The organism is Helicobacter sp., assembly GCF_022511165.1.
Classification (GTDB): Bacteria; Campylobacterota; Campylobacteria; order Campylobacterales; family Helicobacteraceae; genus Helicobacter_C.
Map to the genome: position 1 here is coordinate 1 of NZ_JAFLSB010000033.1, position 16,231 is coordinate 16,231.

Below are 16,231 nucleotides of genomic sequence, written 5' to 3' on the forward strand. Positions count from 1 at the left end.
AATCATTACTAGGATCTGGGGTTAGGTATATAAAGAGTTTATGTTTGTAATTTTTAGAATCTATATATGCTTGATAATGCTCTAATTGATTATTTGTATCTTCTGTCCAAACCTTATTTTCAATTACACAAACAAAATCATTGCTTTTGCTTTCTATAAAAATATCTATGCGTCTGCTTTCATCTGTCCTCTTTTCACGCTCAACTTTGGCATCATTAAAATCATTAAGGATAATATCAAAAAGTTTTATTGTTGTTATCTCGGGGTTTTTTGAATACTCTTTTAATACAATTTGTAATAATTCTTTCAAAAAAGCATCACCGAGTTTATGGCTTTCATTTGGGTTTAAGAACCAAGCTAAGAAACTAGAGTGCCTTATTTCTTGGTTTTGAAGTTGTAGAGCGTTAAATACATTTAATCTACCTGTTTTTGATGTGAGGGTAATAAAATCCTCATCTAACAATAGCTCTTCTAATGCTTCTATTTTTTCTATTGAGTTATCCATTTTTATTTCTTTTTGTGGAGAATTCTTTATATCTTTTTAATGCTTACACCCTTTAGAATAAAATCTATCCTAAAGTATTTATTAAGCTTTAAAAAAAGCTTCGAGTTTTGCTAAATCAGGCAGATTTGTTACTTCGCTGACTAATTCTTTATAGACAATTTTTCCATTCTTTACGACAAAAACTGCTCGAGCGAGCAAACCCTCAAGAGGACCATCATTAATTAAAACTCCATATTTTTGCCCAAATTCTTTAGCGAGAAAATCACTTCCCACAACCACATTATCAATGCCTTCTGTAGTGCAGAATCTCCCCATAGCAAAAGGTAAATCAAGCGTTATGATAATCACTTCAGCTCCGGGAAAAGAAGCAATTTTTTTATTAAACTCTCTTGCCTCGCTCGCACACACTGCAGTATCTAAACTTGGCATAGAAAGTAAAATTTGGGTTTTGCTCGATGAGCCAACCTCAATAGAGCTTAAATCTTTTGCCTTAAGTTTGACAACGGGCGCTTTATCATTTACTTCTACATTTTGCCCTTTAAGCGTGATAGGATTGCCTTTAAAATTAACTGAACTCATTTTTTATCCTAAAAAATTAAGCTTCCGTTTCTATCGCGTGTGCTTTTTTAGCATTGCTTAGCATCAATTTAATGCGGTTTTCTTGATTGACTTTTGTTGCACCCGGATCATAGTCGATAGAGACAATATTGCTTTGTGGATTGCGTTCTTTAATTACTTTCATCATTCCACGCCCTACGATGTGATTGGGGAGGCAGCCAAAAGGTTGGGTGCAGACGATATTTCCCACGCCTTGCTCGATGAGTTCAAGCATTTCAGCAGTGAGTAGCCACCCCTCACCCATATTCATTGCTTGGGAAACATAGCCATCAACCATCTTTTTTGTGTGCTTAAATGCCGTAGGAGCTCTAAATACGCCGTGTTTATTGATAGCTTTAATCATATCAAGCTGCTTGCTCGCAAAGAACCAATACACTACGCGATAAATAAGTGCTTGCATCAGTGTGCCACCATACATTTTACCATCAACAATCGTATCATTAATGCAATAGAGGCAAAAATCCATAAAGCCCGGAATCACCACTTCACAATCTTCGCTCAAAAGAAAATCCTCAAGGTTATTATTCCCAAGCGGAGAGAATTTAATATAAATCTCACCTACAATCCCCACACGCACTTTTTGTTTTGTATCTCGTGGGATAGAGGCAAAATCCTCAAGGATAAGTTTCATATCTTTTTTAAGCACACTATATTTTTTCAATCCCTCATTTGTGCCCTCTGTCGTAATGCGTTTAACCCATTTGGCAACCATTGCATCAGTATCGCCCTTATTGATTTCATACGCGCGAGTTTGATTAGCAATGTGCATAATCAAATCCCCATACACAATGCCATTAAGTAAATTTTGTAGCATTGGACGCGTAACGCTAAAGCCTTGATCAGATTCTAAGCCACTAAAATTAAGAGAAATCACAGGAATATCGCCAAATCCTGCTTTATTGAGTGCTTTGCGCAAAAGATAAATATAATTACTTGCGCGACAGCCTCCACCGGTTTGAGTGATGAGTAAGGCTACTTTGCTCAAATCCCATTTGCCACTTTTGAGCGCATCAATCATTTGCCCAATCACAAGCAGAGCAGGATAGCAAGTATCATTATGCACATTGCGCAACCCTTCATCTACTACGCCCTTGCCATCATTATGTAAAAGCTCGGCTTTATATCCGTGTAAATGCAAAATATTCACAAGTAATTCAAAATGCACAGGCAGCATCATTGGCACAAGAATCGTATGCGTTTGTTTCATCTCTGCTGTAAAAGGCACGCGTTTAATTTCGCGCTTATTTTCTGGCTTAATAATCAGTGATTGAGAGCCTGGAGCTTGCCAAGAATTGATATGTGGAGTCATTTTTTGTGTCATAGGATTCCTTTAAATTGAAGTATTTTCAAGTATTTGCATTGACTTAGGCAATACTTTTGTTTTCTTTTGAGCTTGTTTTTCTTCCATAGCTCCAAGGAGTGAGCGGATTCTAATTTTAACTGCACCCAAATTACTAATCTCATCGATTTTGAGTTGGGTATAGAACTTATCGTGAGATTCTAGAATCTCACGCACTTCATCAGTAGTAATAGAATCTATCCCGCAGCCAAAGCTCACAAGCTGCACAAGCTCAAGATTATCATCTTGGCTCACAAACGCCGCAGCATTATAAAGCCTAGAATGATAGCTCCATTGATTGAGGATATATAGCTCTCCTGCATCTGCCAAATGTCCTACGCTATCTTCACTAAGGACGACGAGTCCAAGTGAGTTAATGAGTTTATCAATGCCGTGATTAATCTCTGGGTCAATATGATAAGGTCGCCCACAAAGCACAATCGCTTTGAGTTTGTTTGCTCGTGCAAATTGCAGTGCTTTTTCGCCCTGCTCTTTTATATCACTTAGCCACTCATCACGCACCTCATAAGCCTTACTCACAGCTTGGAGAAATGCTTTTTTATCTACGCCAAGCTCTTTTTTGAAAAAATCAAAACCTTTTTTCTTAAAGTCTTCTTTTTTGTGTAAGCCAAAATAAGGATAGAAAAATTTTACTTCACGCAATTTATCAACATTGGCATTGAGTAATTCTGGGTAATATGCTACCACAGGGCAGTTATAGCTATTTGTGCTTGAATCTTTATGCTTTTCATCACCTGCAAAATTATAACTCATACAAGGATAAAAGATGGTATCTACACCTTTTTTGAGCAGATTCTCAATATGTCCGTGCAAAAGTTTAGCTGGGTAGCACACCGTATCGCTTGGAATAGTATGTTGCCCTAAAGCAAAAGTCTTGCGTGTGCTCATATCAGAGACAACTACCTCATAGCCTAGCTCACTCAATAATGTATGCCAAAAGGGTAAATTTTCATACATATTAAGCCCAAGTGGAATACCGATTTTTCCTTTAGTGAGGCGGGATTTATCGATATTTTCATAGGCACAAAGAGATTTAAGCTTATTGAGTTTATAGTCATAAAGATTTGGCAAGAAAAGCAGTTTTTTAAAGCCTAGGGGTTTATCACAACGATTGCCGGATATGAATTTTTTACCCTCACCAAAGCGATTAATGGTTAAATGGCAATTATTTCCACAAATTTTACATACACTTGCTGTGGCTGTATGCTTGAAATGCCCTAGCTCTTCTTGACTCATCGTGCTTGAATGCTCTAAGCCTAAAGCCTTTGCATAAAGGGCTGCACCAAAAGCTCCCATAAGCCCACTTATTTTAGGGCGAATCACCTCTCTGCCAATTTCTTTTTCAAAGCTACGAAGTACAGCGTTATTTAAGAATGTGCCACCTTGCACAACAATTTGTTTGCCTAAATCGTCCGCATCACGAGCGCGTATTACTTTATAAATGGCATTTTTTACAACACTCATTGATAATCCTGCGCTTATATCCTCAATACTCGCACCCTCTTTTTGAGCTTCTTTTACCGAGCTATTCATAAATACAGTGCAACGACTGCCTAGCTCCACAGGGTGTTTTGAGCTTAAACCAAGTTTTGAGAAAGTTTGTATATCATAGCCCATAGATTTTGCAAATGTCTCAATAAAGCTTCCACAGCCCGAACTGCACGCTTCATTAAGCATTATAGAATCTATGGTTTGGTTTTTGATATAAAAGCATTTCATATCTTGCCCACCAATATCAATAATAAAATCTACTTTGGGGTTAAAATGTTTAGCTGCTTTTAAGTGCGCCATTGTTTCTACAAGCCCAGAATCAAGATTAAATGCTGCCTTAATCAGTTCTTCACCATAGCCAGTAACCGCACTACCTTTAATCGTAATTTTATCACCAAAATGCTCATAAATGTAGGCAAGTTGAGAGGAAATCACTGCCACAGGATTGCCTTGATTAGAGTTATAGTATTGATAGATGATAGCATTATTGCTATCGAGTATCACAAGCTTTGTTGTCGTGCTTCCGCAATCTATGCCAATATAGGCATCAACTTTTTGATAATTATTTGCCTCATAGGCTTTATCTATATCTATCTCTTGCACACTTGCACTCTCGTGTCGCGCGATAAAGGCATTATAATCGGATTCTGAAGCAAAGAGTGGCTCAAGGTATTTGTTTGTTGAGGCAGTATTTTTGCTTGCTTCTAATGCTTCAATAAGCGTTTTGCAAGTATAGGTTTTTTCAAGCTCTCGCGCTTGGAGTGAGACGCCAATAGCAACTGCATATTGTGCAAAATCCGGGAAAATAGCGTGCTCTTCATCAAGCTTTAATGTCTTAGCAAATCGCGCTTGTAAGCCTTTATAATAAAAAAGCGGACCTCCTAGGAATAAAATCTTGCCCTCGATTTTGCGCCCTTGCGCTAAGCCTGTGATAGTTTGATCCACCACAGCTTGAAAGATACTTGCTGTAATGTCTTCTTTATTGACGCCTTGATTGAGGAGTGGCTGCACATCGGTTTTAGCAAATACGCCACAACGTGAAGCAATAGGATAGATTTTTTGGCATTTGAGTGAAATTTCATCAAACTCTTGGGGGGTGATAGCAAGGAGCGTAACCATTTGATCAATAAATGCACCCGTTCCACCAGCACAAGAGCCATTCATTCGCTCTTCTGTTCCGCCGGTGAGGAAAATGATTTTTGCATCTTCTCCACCTAGTTCAATGACTGCATCAGCATCAGGCACAAGATGTTTTACCGCACCTGCAGTCGCAAAAACTTCTTGCACAAAATCAATCCCGGTGGCTTTGCAGATACCAAATCCTGCTGAGCCAGAAATAGCGACTTTAAGTTCTCTATCACCGACAATATCTGTGATTTTTTGCACAATTTCTATGCTTTTTTCACGCACTTTTGAATAGTGCCGCTCATAGACTTGAAAGAGTATGTTATCTCCGTCCATAAGCGCAACTTTTGCGGTTGTGCTTCCTATATCAATCCCTAAAGTCAAGCTCATAAAAACTCCTACATTTATTTAAAACATTGGAGCGCGATTTTAACACAAAAAATTAACAACAGCAAACCTGCACAATATCTTTGTGAATGCGTATCCACACATCTACATCAAGGGTGATATGCTGCTTACATTTACAGCAAGAAAGGTTTGCATTTTGCAGAGCAAGAAGCTCTTTTTGTCTTATATCTGGGCGAGATTCTAAAAGTTGAAGCCATTGATAGGAAAATACATACACGCTTAAAGTGCTATTAATCACTTCTCCTTCACGCATTTGGCTTAAAATATCACTACACATTGGACAAAGTTCAAGCGGATAGTCATTATAAAGCCCCACTTCGCTCAAACCTTGCTTTACGCTCACACTAAAGGCGTTTTTTGTGCTTTTTTTGGCAATGTAATGTCGTGTATCAAGTGTGCGGGCTTTGTTTGCAGGACTAAAATCATTAGCAATCTCACTGCATACGCAAAAATGTAATTTGGGTAATCCATAAGCTTGAGATTGTTTGTAGCTAATGCGATTTTCATATAAAAACACAGGTATCAGCACCCCATCACTTAAAAGTGCATAAATAAAATAATGCCCAAAAACTACATCTAAAAGTGCAATATTCACACCATCGGCATAGAGTGCATCTTGCAAGGTATCTTTAATCACATCTTTTTGTGTGCTTTGTAGGGATTGGAGTGTTTTAGGCAGGAGCATTGGCTGTTTTTTCCATACTTGCTTGTTCAATAATATCACACAAAATGTGAATAATGAGGATATGCAATTCTTGGATTCTAGGCGTGTCGCTACTTGGCATAACAAGATTAATATCGCATATTTCATTGAGCTTGCCTCCATCACGCCCACTTAGCCCGATGATAGCGCACCCTCGCTCACGCGCACTCGCAGCGGCTTTGAGGACATTTGCAGAGTTGCCACTTGTGGAGATACCAAAGAGAACATCACCTTTTTTGGCTAAAGCCTCTACTTGACGCGAAAATACATATTCAAAGCCATAGTCGTTGCCAATCGCTGTAAGCGCGGAGGTATCTACACTTAGAGCGATACCTGCTATGCCCTTGCGCTCTCTTTTGTATCTTCCTGTGAGTTCAGCAGCAAAATGCTGCGCATCAGCAGCCGAGCCACCATTTCCACAGATAAGAATCTTGCCTCCTTGCGCGAGGGATTGCGTGAGTAAAAGCGCGGCTTTTTCTACTTGCTCATTTAAATCAAAGATTTTTTGCGCGCTTTGTAAATGTGCTTGAAATTCAGATTCTATAAATGTTTTCATAGCTTACCTCCTTGAATGGATTGTATAATTTTTGAAGTCGAATAGCCTTCTACAAAATCTATAAGCACCACTTCTTCAGCAAATTCTCTTCCCACTACCTCTTTATCGCGATAATCCCCGCCTTTGACAAGCACATTAGGCGCAATCATTTTAATGAGATTAAAAGGTGTTTCTTCACTAAAGCTTACCACATAATCCACACATTCTAAACCCGCTAGCATAAAGGCGCGCTCCTCAAGTGTATTAATAGGGCGGGAAGCGCCTTTGAGTGCTTTGATAGAGTGATCATCATTAAGCCCCACTATTAGCACATCGCCTAGCTCACGCGCGTGGTTGAGGTAGGTTAAATGCCCTCTGTGTAAAATATCAAAGCACCCATTAGTAAAAACAATTTTGCTTCCCTTAAGGGCTTTAAGCGTCTCCTGCAATGTGTTTTGGGAGATGATTTTAGATTCAATATGTTGTTGCATATTAAGAGGTTGGGTATGGAGATATTGTGCTATTTCGCTATGGGTAGCTACCGCACTTCCTACCTTGCCCACTACCACAGCAGCAGCAGTATTGGCAAATTCAGCAGCTCTCATTATATCACAGCCGCTACTTAGCGCAAAACCAAGTGCAGCAATCACGGTATCACCTGCACCGGTTACATCATAAACTTCTTTTGCACGTGTAGGAATGCGCTCCATTGTATTATTTGCAAAGATACCTATGCCATCTTCGCTGAGGGTAATGAGTGAAATATCAAGTGCGCATTGCTCCTTAAGAGCCATTCCCGCGCGGATAAGAGAAGATTCATCATTTATAGTAATGCCTGTGGCAAGTTGTGCTTCTTTTTTATTAGGCGTGAGTAGAGTTGCCCCTCGATATTTACGATAATCTTGCCCTTTAGGATCGCATAAAACAAGCTTTGCTTTGCTTTTAGCGTATGTAATCACAAATTGTGTCAGCTCCTCGCTTAAAAGTCCTTTGTTATAGTCTGAAATAATAACGCAATCTACCTTATCAAGCACCTTGTGAAGTTTGTTCATAATATCATTTTGGATATGTGAATCTATGGGGATTTTACTCTCTCTATCCACGCGCAAGACTTGCTGATTGGCAATAATAATACGTGTTTTTTTGATTGTAGGACGAGAGTTATCAGTAAAAAGATATGAATAATCCGCTCCTATGGATTGGAGTTTGTCTTTAAGCCATAATCCCGCTTCATCATTACCCACCACGCCACATACAAAAACTTGGGCATTGAGCGCGACAAGGTTATGCACGACATTACACGCCCCGCCAAGGCGATTATTTTCATTTTTGACATCTACGACTTGCACGGGAGCTTCTGGGGAGATTCGCTCACAACTTCCCCACACATAATGATCAATCATCAAATCCCCAATAACAAGGATTTTTGGACTTTTAGATTCTAAAGAGAGCATTATTGTTTGCCACTTTGAGCTGCAAAGAGAGCTTGAATCTTAGGGAGATAAGATTTTATGCCCTCTTCAAGTTTAAATCGTGGCACATAGGAGAAATCTTCTGTAATAGGGCTAATATCCGCTTGAGTATAGGTTTGGAAAAAGCTATAAGGATTATCGATGTATTCTACTTCGAAATCTCCCAAATCTTTTTTCAAGCATTCTATAATATCATTAAAGCTTCTTGCTTCTCCGCTACCGACATTATAAATACCACTTTTTGGAGATTCTATGGCTTTGATATTTGCTTGAATTACATCTTTGATATACACAAAATCACGTTTTTGCTCTCCATTTTTAAATAAGCGTACTTTTTTGTGCTCTAGGGCTTGGAGGGAGAGTTGGAGAATCATTGATGCCGTTTTGCCTTTATGTAATTCCCCCTCTCCATAGACATTAAAGTATCGTAGCCCGACAATAGGGTAGCTTGGATCTTTTTCAAGAATCTTCCTCACATACTCGTCCATACAGAGCTTTGAGAAGCCATAAATATTTTCGGGTATTTCACCACTTCCTACGATATTTGGCGCACTTGAGTTACCATAAGTCCCAGCAGAGGAGGCATAAATCATTATGGCTTGGGAAGCATTAGCAAGATCAAGCAAACGCAAAAATGCCTCATAATTTGTCTGCATCACAAGCTTTTGATTTTGCACTGTGGTATCTGATATGGCGGCTTGATGAAAGATAATATCAAAATCATATGCTTTTAATCGCTCTAAATCACTTGGATTTGCAATATCTCCTACGATGATTTCACCCTTGAATCCAATGAGATTCTTAAAATGCCCTAATGATGTGGGGTTTCCACTAGGGAAACATTCTGTGGTGCGAAATGTATCAAATACATATACTTGCGCAAGAGGGTGGTTTTTTTGAAAATAAAAAGCAAGATTGCTCCCTATGAATCCAGCCCCACCAGTAATAAGTATCTTTTTTTCTGCTAAATCATCATAAATATATTTCATACCCCAATCCTTTAACTCAAAGTTTGTTTATTATACTATGGAGTTCTTGTAAAGTAGCAATCTTTTGGATATTTTGTAATGAAATATCTATCACTTCAGCCTCTCCTAGTAAAAATTTCCCATTTATACCTGCTTCTTGAGCACATTGCATATCAGTAATTTTATCTCCCACAAAAAAAGATTGTGTTAAATCAATATTAAAATCCTTGCAAGCAGCTTTTATCATTCCAGTTTTAGGTTTGCGACAATCACAATTTTTGCTTGGCAAATGCGGACAATGATAAATTTTATCAAAGCCAAATCCACATTGTGCTTGAATCTCTTCCTGCATAAACTGATGAAGCACTTTTAGGTCAAATTCAGTATAATAACCTCTCTCAATACCAGATTGATTGGTAATCACAAGAAGCAAATAACCTTGTGTTTTCAGTGTGCGAAGTAAGGGAAAAAGCCCATCATTAAAAACAAAATCGCTGATTTTATACACATAGCCATTGTCTTTATTAATCACCCCATCTCTATCAAAAAACGCGCATTTTTGCATATGGACTCCTTTATTTTTAAAGTGAAAATATCCCTAAAGCCTTGCTTGCTTTATATATCTCATATAATCCTAAGCCTATCATACCCACACCACACAAGCGCAAGAAAAGTTCGCGCCTTTGTGATATATTCGTGCTAAAAAGTCCTAAAAAGAGTAGTGAGGGTATAGTCATTATGCCAAAGATTCCCATAACAAGCGCACCATTCAAGCCATTTCCTGCTATTGCTGCAGTGAGCAGAAAATAATACACAATCCCACAAGGGAGTAAGCCATTGCATACTCCTAGCACATAAAGTCGCCATTTTGTGCTTTGAGTGAGAAGTGAGCGTATAAAGGCAAGAAATTTTGGCGGTAGCGTTATGCGTGGAATGAGATGGAATCTCGGCATAAACTGCCCCATAAAAAAACCATACAAGACAAGTAAAACACCCACCACAAGTAATATGCTATATTTGATGCTTTCATTTGGTGTGGCAGTATATCCAAGTGTGCCAACAATAAAGCCAAGTGCGCAATATGTAGTGATTTTGCCGCAATGATAGCAGAGATGAAAGGGGAGCTGATAGAGTATGGGCGAGAATGCGCGATAGAGCGAGGATTGGATATGATGTTTTTTTGTTAAAGGGATAGAATCTTGTATTGGAGGCATTTGCACCTTGTGTGCAGAAAAATCCTTAGTAACAAAATCTTTATTTTTCTTTAAAGATAAGGGCAAAGATGCGCTATAAGCTAAGACAATACCCCCGCACATACCCACACAATGTCCAAGTGCTGCAAAGAATGCGATACTTGCTAGAGTGGCGATTTCAATATGTTCCATTGAGGTTAAATAAAGAGTGAATTGACACTTTCATTATGGCAGATTCTACGAATGACTTCAGCAAAAAGCGGAGCGACACTCAAGACTTTGATTTTTTGATGTGTAGTGCGCAAGGGAATAGAGTTTGTAACCACCACTTCATCAAGTGCGCTTTTAGCAATGCGCTCAAGCGCTGAACCACTAAGCACAGGGTGTGTGCCTAAAGCCATTACGCTATTTGCTCCACGAGATTTAAGCACATCAGCTGCTTTGCACATCGTGCCTGCGGTATCTATCATATCATCAACAAGAATCACATCTTTGCCATTCACATCGCCGATAATATTCATTACTTCGCTCTCATTTGCCCTCTCACGTTTTTTATCCACTATTACCAAATCCATTCCCATTTTATTAGCAAAATATCTCGCTCTTGCTACACCGCCAATATCAGGAGAAGCAATGATAGGGGCTTTGAAAGATTTTGTGCGGAGATAATCAGCAAATACAATCGAGCCATAGAGATTATCCACAGGTATATCAAAAAAACCTTGAATCTGCCCTGCGTGTAAGTCCATAGTAATCACACGATGAACGCCACTTTGCTCAATCAAATTAGCCACAAGTTTTGCGCTAATTGGCACACGAGGAGAGGCTTTTCTATCTTGTCTTGCATAGCCAAAGTATGGAATCACAGCATTAATGCTATTTGCTCCACTTCGTTTAAGTGCATCTGTGATGATAAGAAGCTCCATAAGATTATCATTGGTGGGCGCACAGGTGGGCTGAATGATAAAAACATCTTTGCCTCGCACAGATTCATCAATGCGCACATTGATTTCACCATCGCTAAAACGATTGATACTTGCCTTAGAGAGAGATATATCAAGGAATCTTGCAAGCTCGCTACTAAAAAGAGTATGGGCTGAACCACTAAAAATTTTGAATCCGCGCATAGAATGCCTTTAGTGTGGAATTTAGATGTATTATACAAAATCTCATTTATGTTTGGCTTATTTAGCCTAAATTCTCACTTTCTAAATGACATTTTAAAAAGAGCTCAATTTGTCCTTGGCTTAGAAGACGAGGGTTAATTTTGTTATTGAGGTTAATGAGCATTTCACTTCGCGCTCTATCACGGATAAAATGCCTGCTTTGCACGATATGGCAAGATGAGTGCAAAATTGCCTCATCAAAATTGTGGATTCTATACACAGCAAGAGTTTGGCGTGGATTTTCATTTTCATCATTATATTCTTCAAGCGTGAGCTTAAAACTCGCAGGAGCAATCTCACTATAAAGATTTGAGCCTTTGGTGCTTGAGTAGTAAAAAAGAATCTCTTTGCCTTGATTATAAATTTGTGTAGTGCTTTTAGCAGAGCGCAATGTGCGTGCATCAAGAGGGGAAGATTCTTGGCTTAAAAATTTTTTTAATTCTTGTGAGATAGGCACAAGCACATATGAATCCCCATACATTTTAAAATTTGCATCACCTTCTTTGAGCATAAAAACCACACCCTCATCGACATACACTTCTTTGTTTTGGCTTTGATTTTCTATTTTTTGAGTTTGCATAGTTTGCTGTGGGGTAGATTCTTGAGCGGCGTGTGTGGTTATGGTTAAAAGCGCACAAAACAGCAAAATGCAGAGAATCTTATACATAAAGGATTCCTTTGATTTTTTATCAAGCTAAAGCCAACTTTGGCTAACATATCAATTAAGAAGTATTGTATCAAAAAACTTTAGCATAAATAAAGGGTATCAATGAAAAGTATTGCAATTTTGGGTAAGCCTAATGTTGGCAAAAGCTCACTTTTTAATCGCCTTATCAAACAACATTTAGCCATTACCTCTCCTATAAGCGGCACAACGCGCGATGTGAAAAAGGCATATTTTATTATCAGTGGGGTGGAGGTGGAGATTATTGATACAGGTGGGCTTGAAAAAGCACAAGGGCTTTTTGCAAAGGTAAGTGAGCATTCTCAAAAAGCCGCAATACAAGCAGATATGGTGCTTTATATGGTTGATGGAAGCAGTATTCCACAAGATGATGATATTGCGCATTTTCGCACATTGCAAAAGCATAAAAAGCCCCTTGTGCTTGTAGTCAATAAAGTAGATAATGACAAAATCAAACAAAGAGCGTGGGATTTTAGCGCATTTGGGGCGCAAGATATGTGTTTTATATCTGTGCAACATAATCGCGGCATAAGCTTATTACTTGAAGTGATTTTTGATATGCTTGATTTGGCTAAAGAGCAGCCTTTGCAGGAGCATTTAAGAGAGCAATTTAAGAATGAAGAGCTTGATGAGAGCTTGGAAGAATTTTTAGGAATCTTAGATGAAAAAACACAAAAAGAGGAGGAAGAGTGTATTGCTGTGGGGATTATTGGACGCGTTAATGTTGGCAAAAGCTCACTTCTTAATGCGCTTTTAGATAAAGAACGAAGTGTGGTGAGCGAGATTGCGGGGACGACTCTTGATCCTGTTGATGATGAGATGATGATAGAGGGTAAAAGGGTAAGGTTTGTTGATACGGCAGGAATTCGTAGAGCCGGAAAGATTGAGGGAATTGAAAAATTTGCCCTTAGTCGCACAAACGCAGTACTTGAGAAAAGCCATATCGCAATCCTCGTACTTGATGTGAGTGCGCCCTTTGTGGAATTAGATGAAAAAATTAGCTCCCTTATCCCTAAATATGCACTTGGAGTAATTGTTGTTTTGAATAAATGGGATAAGAAATATGCGGATTTTGAGGAGATTCAAGCCGCTTTTGCTCATCGTTTTTCTTTTCTCTCTTTTGCGCCTATGATTACGCTTAGTGCGCTCAATGGACGCAATATTGCAAAGCTTAAAGCAGAGATTTTGAAAGTCTATGAGCGATTTTGTTATAGAATCCCAACAAGTGCGCTTAATGATGTGATAGCCAAAGCAGTGAGCGCCCATCATATCCCAAGCGATCACGGCAAGCTTGTGAAAATCTATTATGCTACCCAATATGATATAAAACCTCCCCAAATTGCGCTCATAAGTAATCGTCCAAAGAGTTTGCATTTTAGCTATAAGCGGTATTTAGTTAATGTTTTACGAGAGCATTTTGATTTTAGTGGTGTGCCTTTGTTTGTAAATGCAAAAGCAAAACAAAATGAAGATTCTATACAAAAAAAGCCTAAAAGACATAGGAGAGGAGATAAGAATACAAGATATTAAGTCTGTTGCTTATGTGTCAAAAAGTGCCTTAAGTCTTTGTTTGCCATATTCTACGCCAGGTTGGTCGTAGGTATTAATCTCAAAAAGCACGCCCATACAGGAAGTGAGGAGTTCATAATACATCATTAATGTGCCTACACTCTGCTCACATAGGCACTCTATCTCAATGCAATCTGTGAGAATCCCTTCATTTTGGATTGTTTGCATAGTAGCAATGCGTTGATTATTGAGCAAAGTTGCAAAACTTTTGGCATTAACAAAATTTGTAGATTCTAAAAAGGCAAGCTCAAGCGGTGGAATGCAGGGATTTGGGCTATGGGCTGGATCAAGGCTTAAGAAAGTAACACTTTTATTTGCTTCACCCTGCACGATGAGTTGCAAAAATGAATGCTGATCAATACTGCCAATAAGTGAGATAGGCGTAAGTCCTACTTTTTGATTATGAATATTTAGTTTTCCAAGACTTTCGCCCCATAATTGCACATACCACGCATTAAAATGTGTAAAAAGACTAGAGTAAGAAAAAAGCACATTCATTGGCACTCGCCCTCTATGTGCGGCATACACAAGGGCTTTATGCAAGATATGATCCGCTCTTCTTTTAAAAAAAGCCTCCTCAATCTTTGCTCCACCATCTAAGAGTGCTTTGACATCATAGCCTAAAATTGCTAAGGGTAGGATACCAACAGCGCTTAAGACAGAAAACCTCCCACCCACATTTTCTGCAATATGGAAAAAGCGTAAAGATTGACTTTTTGCCCATTGCTCGAGTGGAGAGTGTTTATCTGTAATTACAAGCAAATGTGTTTTATTTTGGGCATTTTCAAGCAAGGCATAAGTGTGAAGCACATATTTAAGCAAGGAAGAGGTCTCAATGGTTGTGCCAGATTTAGAAATTACAATAAAAAGTGTGTTTTGTATATGTATATGTTGCAAACTCTGTGTGATATGGAGAGGATCGGTATGCTCTAAGAAAATAAGCTTGAGATTTTTTCTGCAAGGTAGATGTTGCAACATAGAATCTATGGCTTTAAGTCCAAGCGAACTTCCACCCACACCGATAATGACAAGATGAGAGAGAGAATGCAAAAAAGCTTTATTTTCTTCAATATAACTATATGCTTCTTTGAGTGATTCGTATTCATAAGGCAAATAATAATAGCCACTTTTTCGCGTTTGCTTCTCTTGTGCTATTGCATCAAAAAGCGTTTGTTCCGCTTCTTTGCTCCCTGAATATGTAAAATCTGCACTAAAGCGAACCAATCTCCGCCCCCTTAGAGATTTTGGCACACAAAGGCACTCATATCCACAAGGCGATGTGTGTAGCCCATTTCATTATCATACCACGCAAGGACTTTTGCGCTTTTGCCAATAACAACACTTTTATCAGGCACAATAATCGCACTCGCGCTAGAGCCAATAAAATCACTTGATACCCTTTGCTCATCATCAACAACAATAAGTCCTTTCATTATGCCATTGAGACTTTGCCCATTTTGAGCCTTGTAAAAAGCTTCATTTAAGCTCTCTTTGCTTACTTCGCTTTTAAGATTCACACTCAAATCCACCAAGCTCACATCAGGCGTAGGCACACGCACCGCAATGCCATTGAGTTTTCCTGCAAGATGAGGGAGGACGAGTCCTATTGCCTTTGCCGCACCTGTGCTTGTGGGTATCATATTTAAAGCCGCTGCACGCGCGCGGCGCAAGTCTTTATGCTTTACATCGAGCAGATTCTGGTCATTTGTATAGCTGTGGATAGTTGTCATTAAGCCATTTTCGATACCAAAAGCATTATCAAGCACTTTTACAATAGGTGCAAGGCAGTTTGTGGTGCAAGAGGCATTTGAAATCACCGCTTCACCTTTATAATCTGTGTGATTTACCCCATAGACAAAAGTCGGTGTATTCTCCGCAGGTGCAGAGATAATCACTTTTTTTATATTGCCTTTAATATGCGCACTTGATTTTTCAAGAGCGTTAAATTTACCTGTGCATTCTAGCACTCCAACTGCTGCACCAAAATCAAGCTTAAGTGGGTCTCTATCGCTTAAAATCTTCACATTTTTGCTTTTGCCAATGCGTAGAGTATGGCTATCTATTTTTTCAACATCATACCCTCTATGTACAGAATCATAACGCAAGAGATGTGTAAGCGTATCCACATCAGCAGTGCTATTTATTGCCACAAGCTCCACATCATCGCGCGCACCAATAATCCTAGCTGCGCTTAGTCCTATGCGCCCTGTGCCATTGATTGCGAGTTTGATTGCCATCGTATCTCCTTATAAAGTGATGGTTGCGTTTAGGAATACTATATGCGTAAAACTGCCTATTTTAGCATAAATTAGCTAAAAAGTCTTTTTGCCTTTGGCTTGATTTATGTGCTATAAAAATGTAAAATGCGCCTCTTTAGCTTATAATTTGCTTTGGAGTTATTTTAGATTCTCTCAAGTTATTGTCCTCGTAGCT

15 protein-coding genes are annotated in these 16,231 nt (G+C 38.9%); 1 reads left to right on the plus strand and 14 read right to left on the minus strand.

Going from position 1 to position 16,231, the window contains the following annotated elements; genetic code table 11:
- The 12 genes from J1E28_RS05705 to J1E28_RS05760 form a co-directional block, all read right to left on the minus strand.
- Positions 1-505, minus strand: a 505-nt coding sequence (locus tag J1E28_RS05705; protein WP_291027649.1) for a PD-(D/E)XK nuclease family protein, incomplete at its 3' end; no start/stop codon positions are given.
- A gap of 81 nt (positions 506-586) precedes the next feature.
- Complete coding sequence (tpx, locus tag J1E28_RS05710) at positions 587-1,084, minus strand: thiol peroxidase (protein WP_291027651.1); 498 nt, start codon at positions 1,082-1,084, stop codon at positions 587-589.
- A 16-nt stretch (positions 1,085-1,100) separates the two neighbouring features.
- Positions 1,101-2,444 carry a 2-hydroxyacyl-CoA dehydratase gene (locus tag J1E28_RS05715; protein ID WP_291027653.1) on the minus strand — a complete coding sequence of 448 codons (1,344 nt, stop codon included), beginning with the start codon at positions 2,442-2,444 and terminating at the stop codon, positions 1,101-1,103.
- Between the two features lie 9 nt (positions 2,445-2,453).
- The gene (locus tag J1E28_RS05720) at positions 2,454-5,489 is read right to left on the minus strand and encodes an acyl-CoA dehydratase activase (RefSeq protein ID WP_291027655.1); all 3,036 of its coding nucleotides are present in this window, start codon (positions 5,487-5,489) and stop codon (positions 2,454-2,456) included.
- Between the two features lie 52 nt (positions 5,490-5,541).
- Entirely contained in the window at positions 5,542-6,192 is a 651-nt protein-coding gene (locus tag J1E28_RS05725; protein WP_291027657.1) for a hypothetical protein, read from the minus strand.
- Positions 6,179-6,766: a D-sedoheptulose 7-phosphate isomerase gene (gene gmhA, locus J1E28_RS05730; RefSeq protein WP_291027659.1), complete on the minus strand. Its 588-nt coding sequence runs from the start codon at positions 6,764-6,766 to the stop codon at positions 6,179-6,181. Before gmhA ends, J1E28_RS05725 begins: the two co-directional genes overlap by 14 nt.
- Positions 6,763-8,199, minus strand: a complete 1,437-nt coding sequence (gene rfaE1 / locus J1E28_RS05735) for a D-glycero-beta-D-manno-heptose-7-phosphate kinase (RefSeq protein WP_291027661.1) — start codon at positions 8,197-8,199, stop codon at positions 6,763-6,765. The genes gmhA and rfaE1 overlap by 4 nt, the downstream gene beginning before the upstream one ends.
- Positions 8,199-9,206: an ADP-glyceromanno-heptose 6-epimerase gene (rfaD, locus tag J1E28_RS05740; protein WP_291027664.1), complete on the minus strand. Its 1,008-nt coding sequence runs from the start codon at positions 9,204-9,206 to the stop codon at positions 8,199-8,201. Before rfaD ends, rfaE1 begins: the two co-directional genes overlap by 1 nt.
- Before the next feature lie 16 nt (positions 9,207-9,222).
- Positions 9,223-9,750 carry an HAD family hydrolase gene (locus tag J1E28_RS05745; protein ID WP_291027666.1) on the minus strand — a complete coding sequence of 176 codons (528 nt, stop codon included), beginning with the start codon at positions 9,748-9,750 and terminating at the stop codon, positions 9,223-9,225.
- Between the two features lie 16 nt (positions 9,751-9,766).
- Positions 9,767-10,570, minus strand: a complete 804-nt coding sequence (locus tag J1E28_RS05750; RefSeq protein ID WP_291027669.1) for a sulfite exporter TauE/SafE family protein — start codon at positions 10,568-10,570, stop codon at positions 9,767-9,769.
- A gap of 5 nt (positions 10,571-10,575) precedes the next feature.
- Positions 10,576-11,505, minus strand: coding sequence for a ribose-phosphate pyrophosphokinase (locus J1E28_RS05755; RefSeq protein ID WP_291027671.1), 930 nt, complete (start codon positions 11,503-11,505; stop codon positions 10,576-10,578).
- A gap of 61 nt (positions 11,506-11,566) precedes the next feature.
- Positions 11,567-12,211, minus strand: coding sequence for a hypothetical protein (locus J1E28_RS05760; RefSeq protein WP_291027673.1), 645 nt, complete (start codon positions 12,209-12,211; stop codon positions 11,567-11,569).
- Positions 12,212-12,313: 102 nt separating this feature from the next.
- Between J1E28_RS05760 and der the strand changes: the two genes are divergently transcribed.
- Positions 12,314-13,759 carry a ribosome biogenesis GTPase Der gene (gene der, locus J1E28_RS05765; protein ID WP_291027675.1) on the plus strand — a complete coding sequence of 482 codons (1,446 nt, stop codon included), beginning with the start codon at positions 12,314-12,316 and terminating at the stop codon, positions 13,757-13,759.
- A 9-nt stretch (positions 13,760-13,768) separates the two neighbouring features.
- Here der and J1E28_RS05770 read toward each other — a convergent pair whose 3' ends face one another.
- Both J1E28_RS05770 and gap read right to left on the minus strand, forming a co-directional pair.
- The gene (locus tag J1E28_RS05770) at positions 13,769-15,022 is read right to left on the minus strand and encodes a glucose-6-phosphate isomerase (protein WP_291027677.1); all 1,254 of its coding nucleotides are present in this window, start codon (positions 15,020-15,022) and stop codon (positions 13,769-13,771) included.
- An 11-nt stretch (positions 15,023-15,033) separates the two neighbouring features.
- Positions 15,034-16,035 carry a type I glyceraldehyde-3-phosphate dehydrogenase gene (gap, locus tag J1E28_RS05775; protein ID WP_291027679.1) on the minus strand — a complete coding sequence of 334 codons (1,002 nt, stop codon included), beginning with the start codon at positions 16,033-16,035 and terminating at the stop codon, positions 15,034-15,036.
- Positions 16,036-16,231 lie beyond the last annotated feature (196 nt).

Bases quoted from the DNA above. Each gene is read 5' to 3' on its own strand.
- tpx (WP_291027651.1), bottom strand. From the start codon at position 1,084: ATGAGTTCAGTTAATTTTAAAGGCAATCCTATCACGCTTAAAGGGCAA.
- J1E28_RS05715 (WP_291027653.1), bottom strand. From the start codon at position 2,444: ATGACACAAAAAATGACTCCACATATCAATTCTTGGCAAGCTCCAGGC.
- J1E28_RS05720 (WP_291027655.1), bottom strand. From the start codon at position 5,489: ATGAGCTTGACTTTAGGGATTGATATAGGAAGCACAACCGCAAAAGTT.
- J1E28_RS05725 (WP_291027657.1), bottom strand. From the start codon at position 6,192: ATGCTCCTGCCTAAAACACTCCAATCCCTACAAAGCACACAAAAAGAT.
- gmhA (WP_291027659.1), bottom strand. From the start codon at position 6,766: ATGAAAACATTTATAGAATCTGAATTTCAAGCACATTTACAAAGCGCG.
- rfaE1 (WP_291027661.1), bottom strand. From the start codon at position 8,199: ATGCTCTCTTTAGAATCTAAAAGTCCAAAAATCCTTGTTATTGGGGAT.
- rfaD (WP_291027664.1), bottom strand. From the start codon at position 9,206: ATGAAATATATTTATGATGATTTAGCAGAAAAAAAGATACTTATTACT.
- J1E28_RS05745 (WP_291027666.1), bottom strand. From the start codon at position 9,750: ATGCAAAAATGCGCGTTTTTTGATAGAGATGGGGTGATTAATAAAGAC.
- J1E28_RS05750 (WP_291027669.1), bottom strand. From the start codon at position 10,570: ATGGAACATATTGAAATCGCCACTCTAGCAAGTATCGCATTCTTTGCA.
- J1E28_RS05755 (WP_291027671.1), bottom strand. From the start codon at position 11,505: ATGCGCGGATTCAAAATTTTTAGTGGTTCAGCCCATACTCTTTTTAGT.
- J1E28_RS05760 (WP_291027673.1), bottom strand. From the start codon at position 12,211: ATGTATAAGATTCTCTGCATTTTGCTGTTTTGTGCGCTTTTAACCATA.
- der (WP_291027675.1), top strand. From the start codon at position 12,314: ATGAAAAGTATTGCAATTTTGGGTAAGCCTAATGTTGGCAAAAGCTCA.
- gap (WP_291027679.1), bottom strand. From the start codon at position 16,035: ATGGCAATCAAACTCGCAATCAATGGCACAGGGCGCATAGGACTAAGC.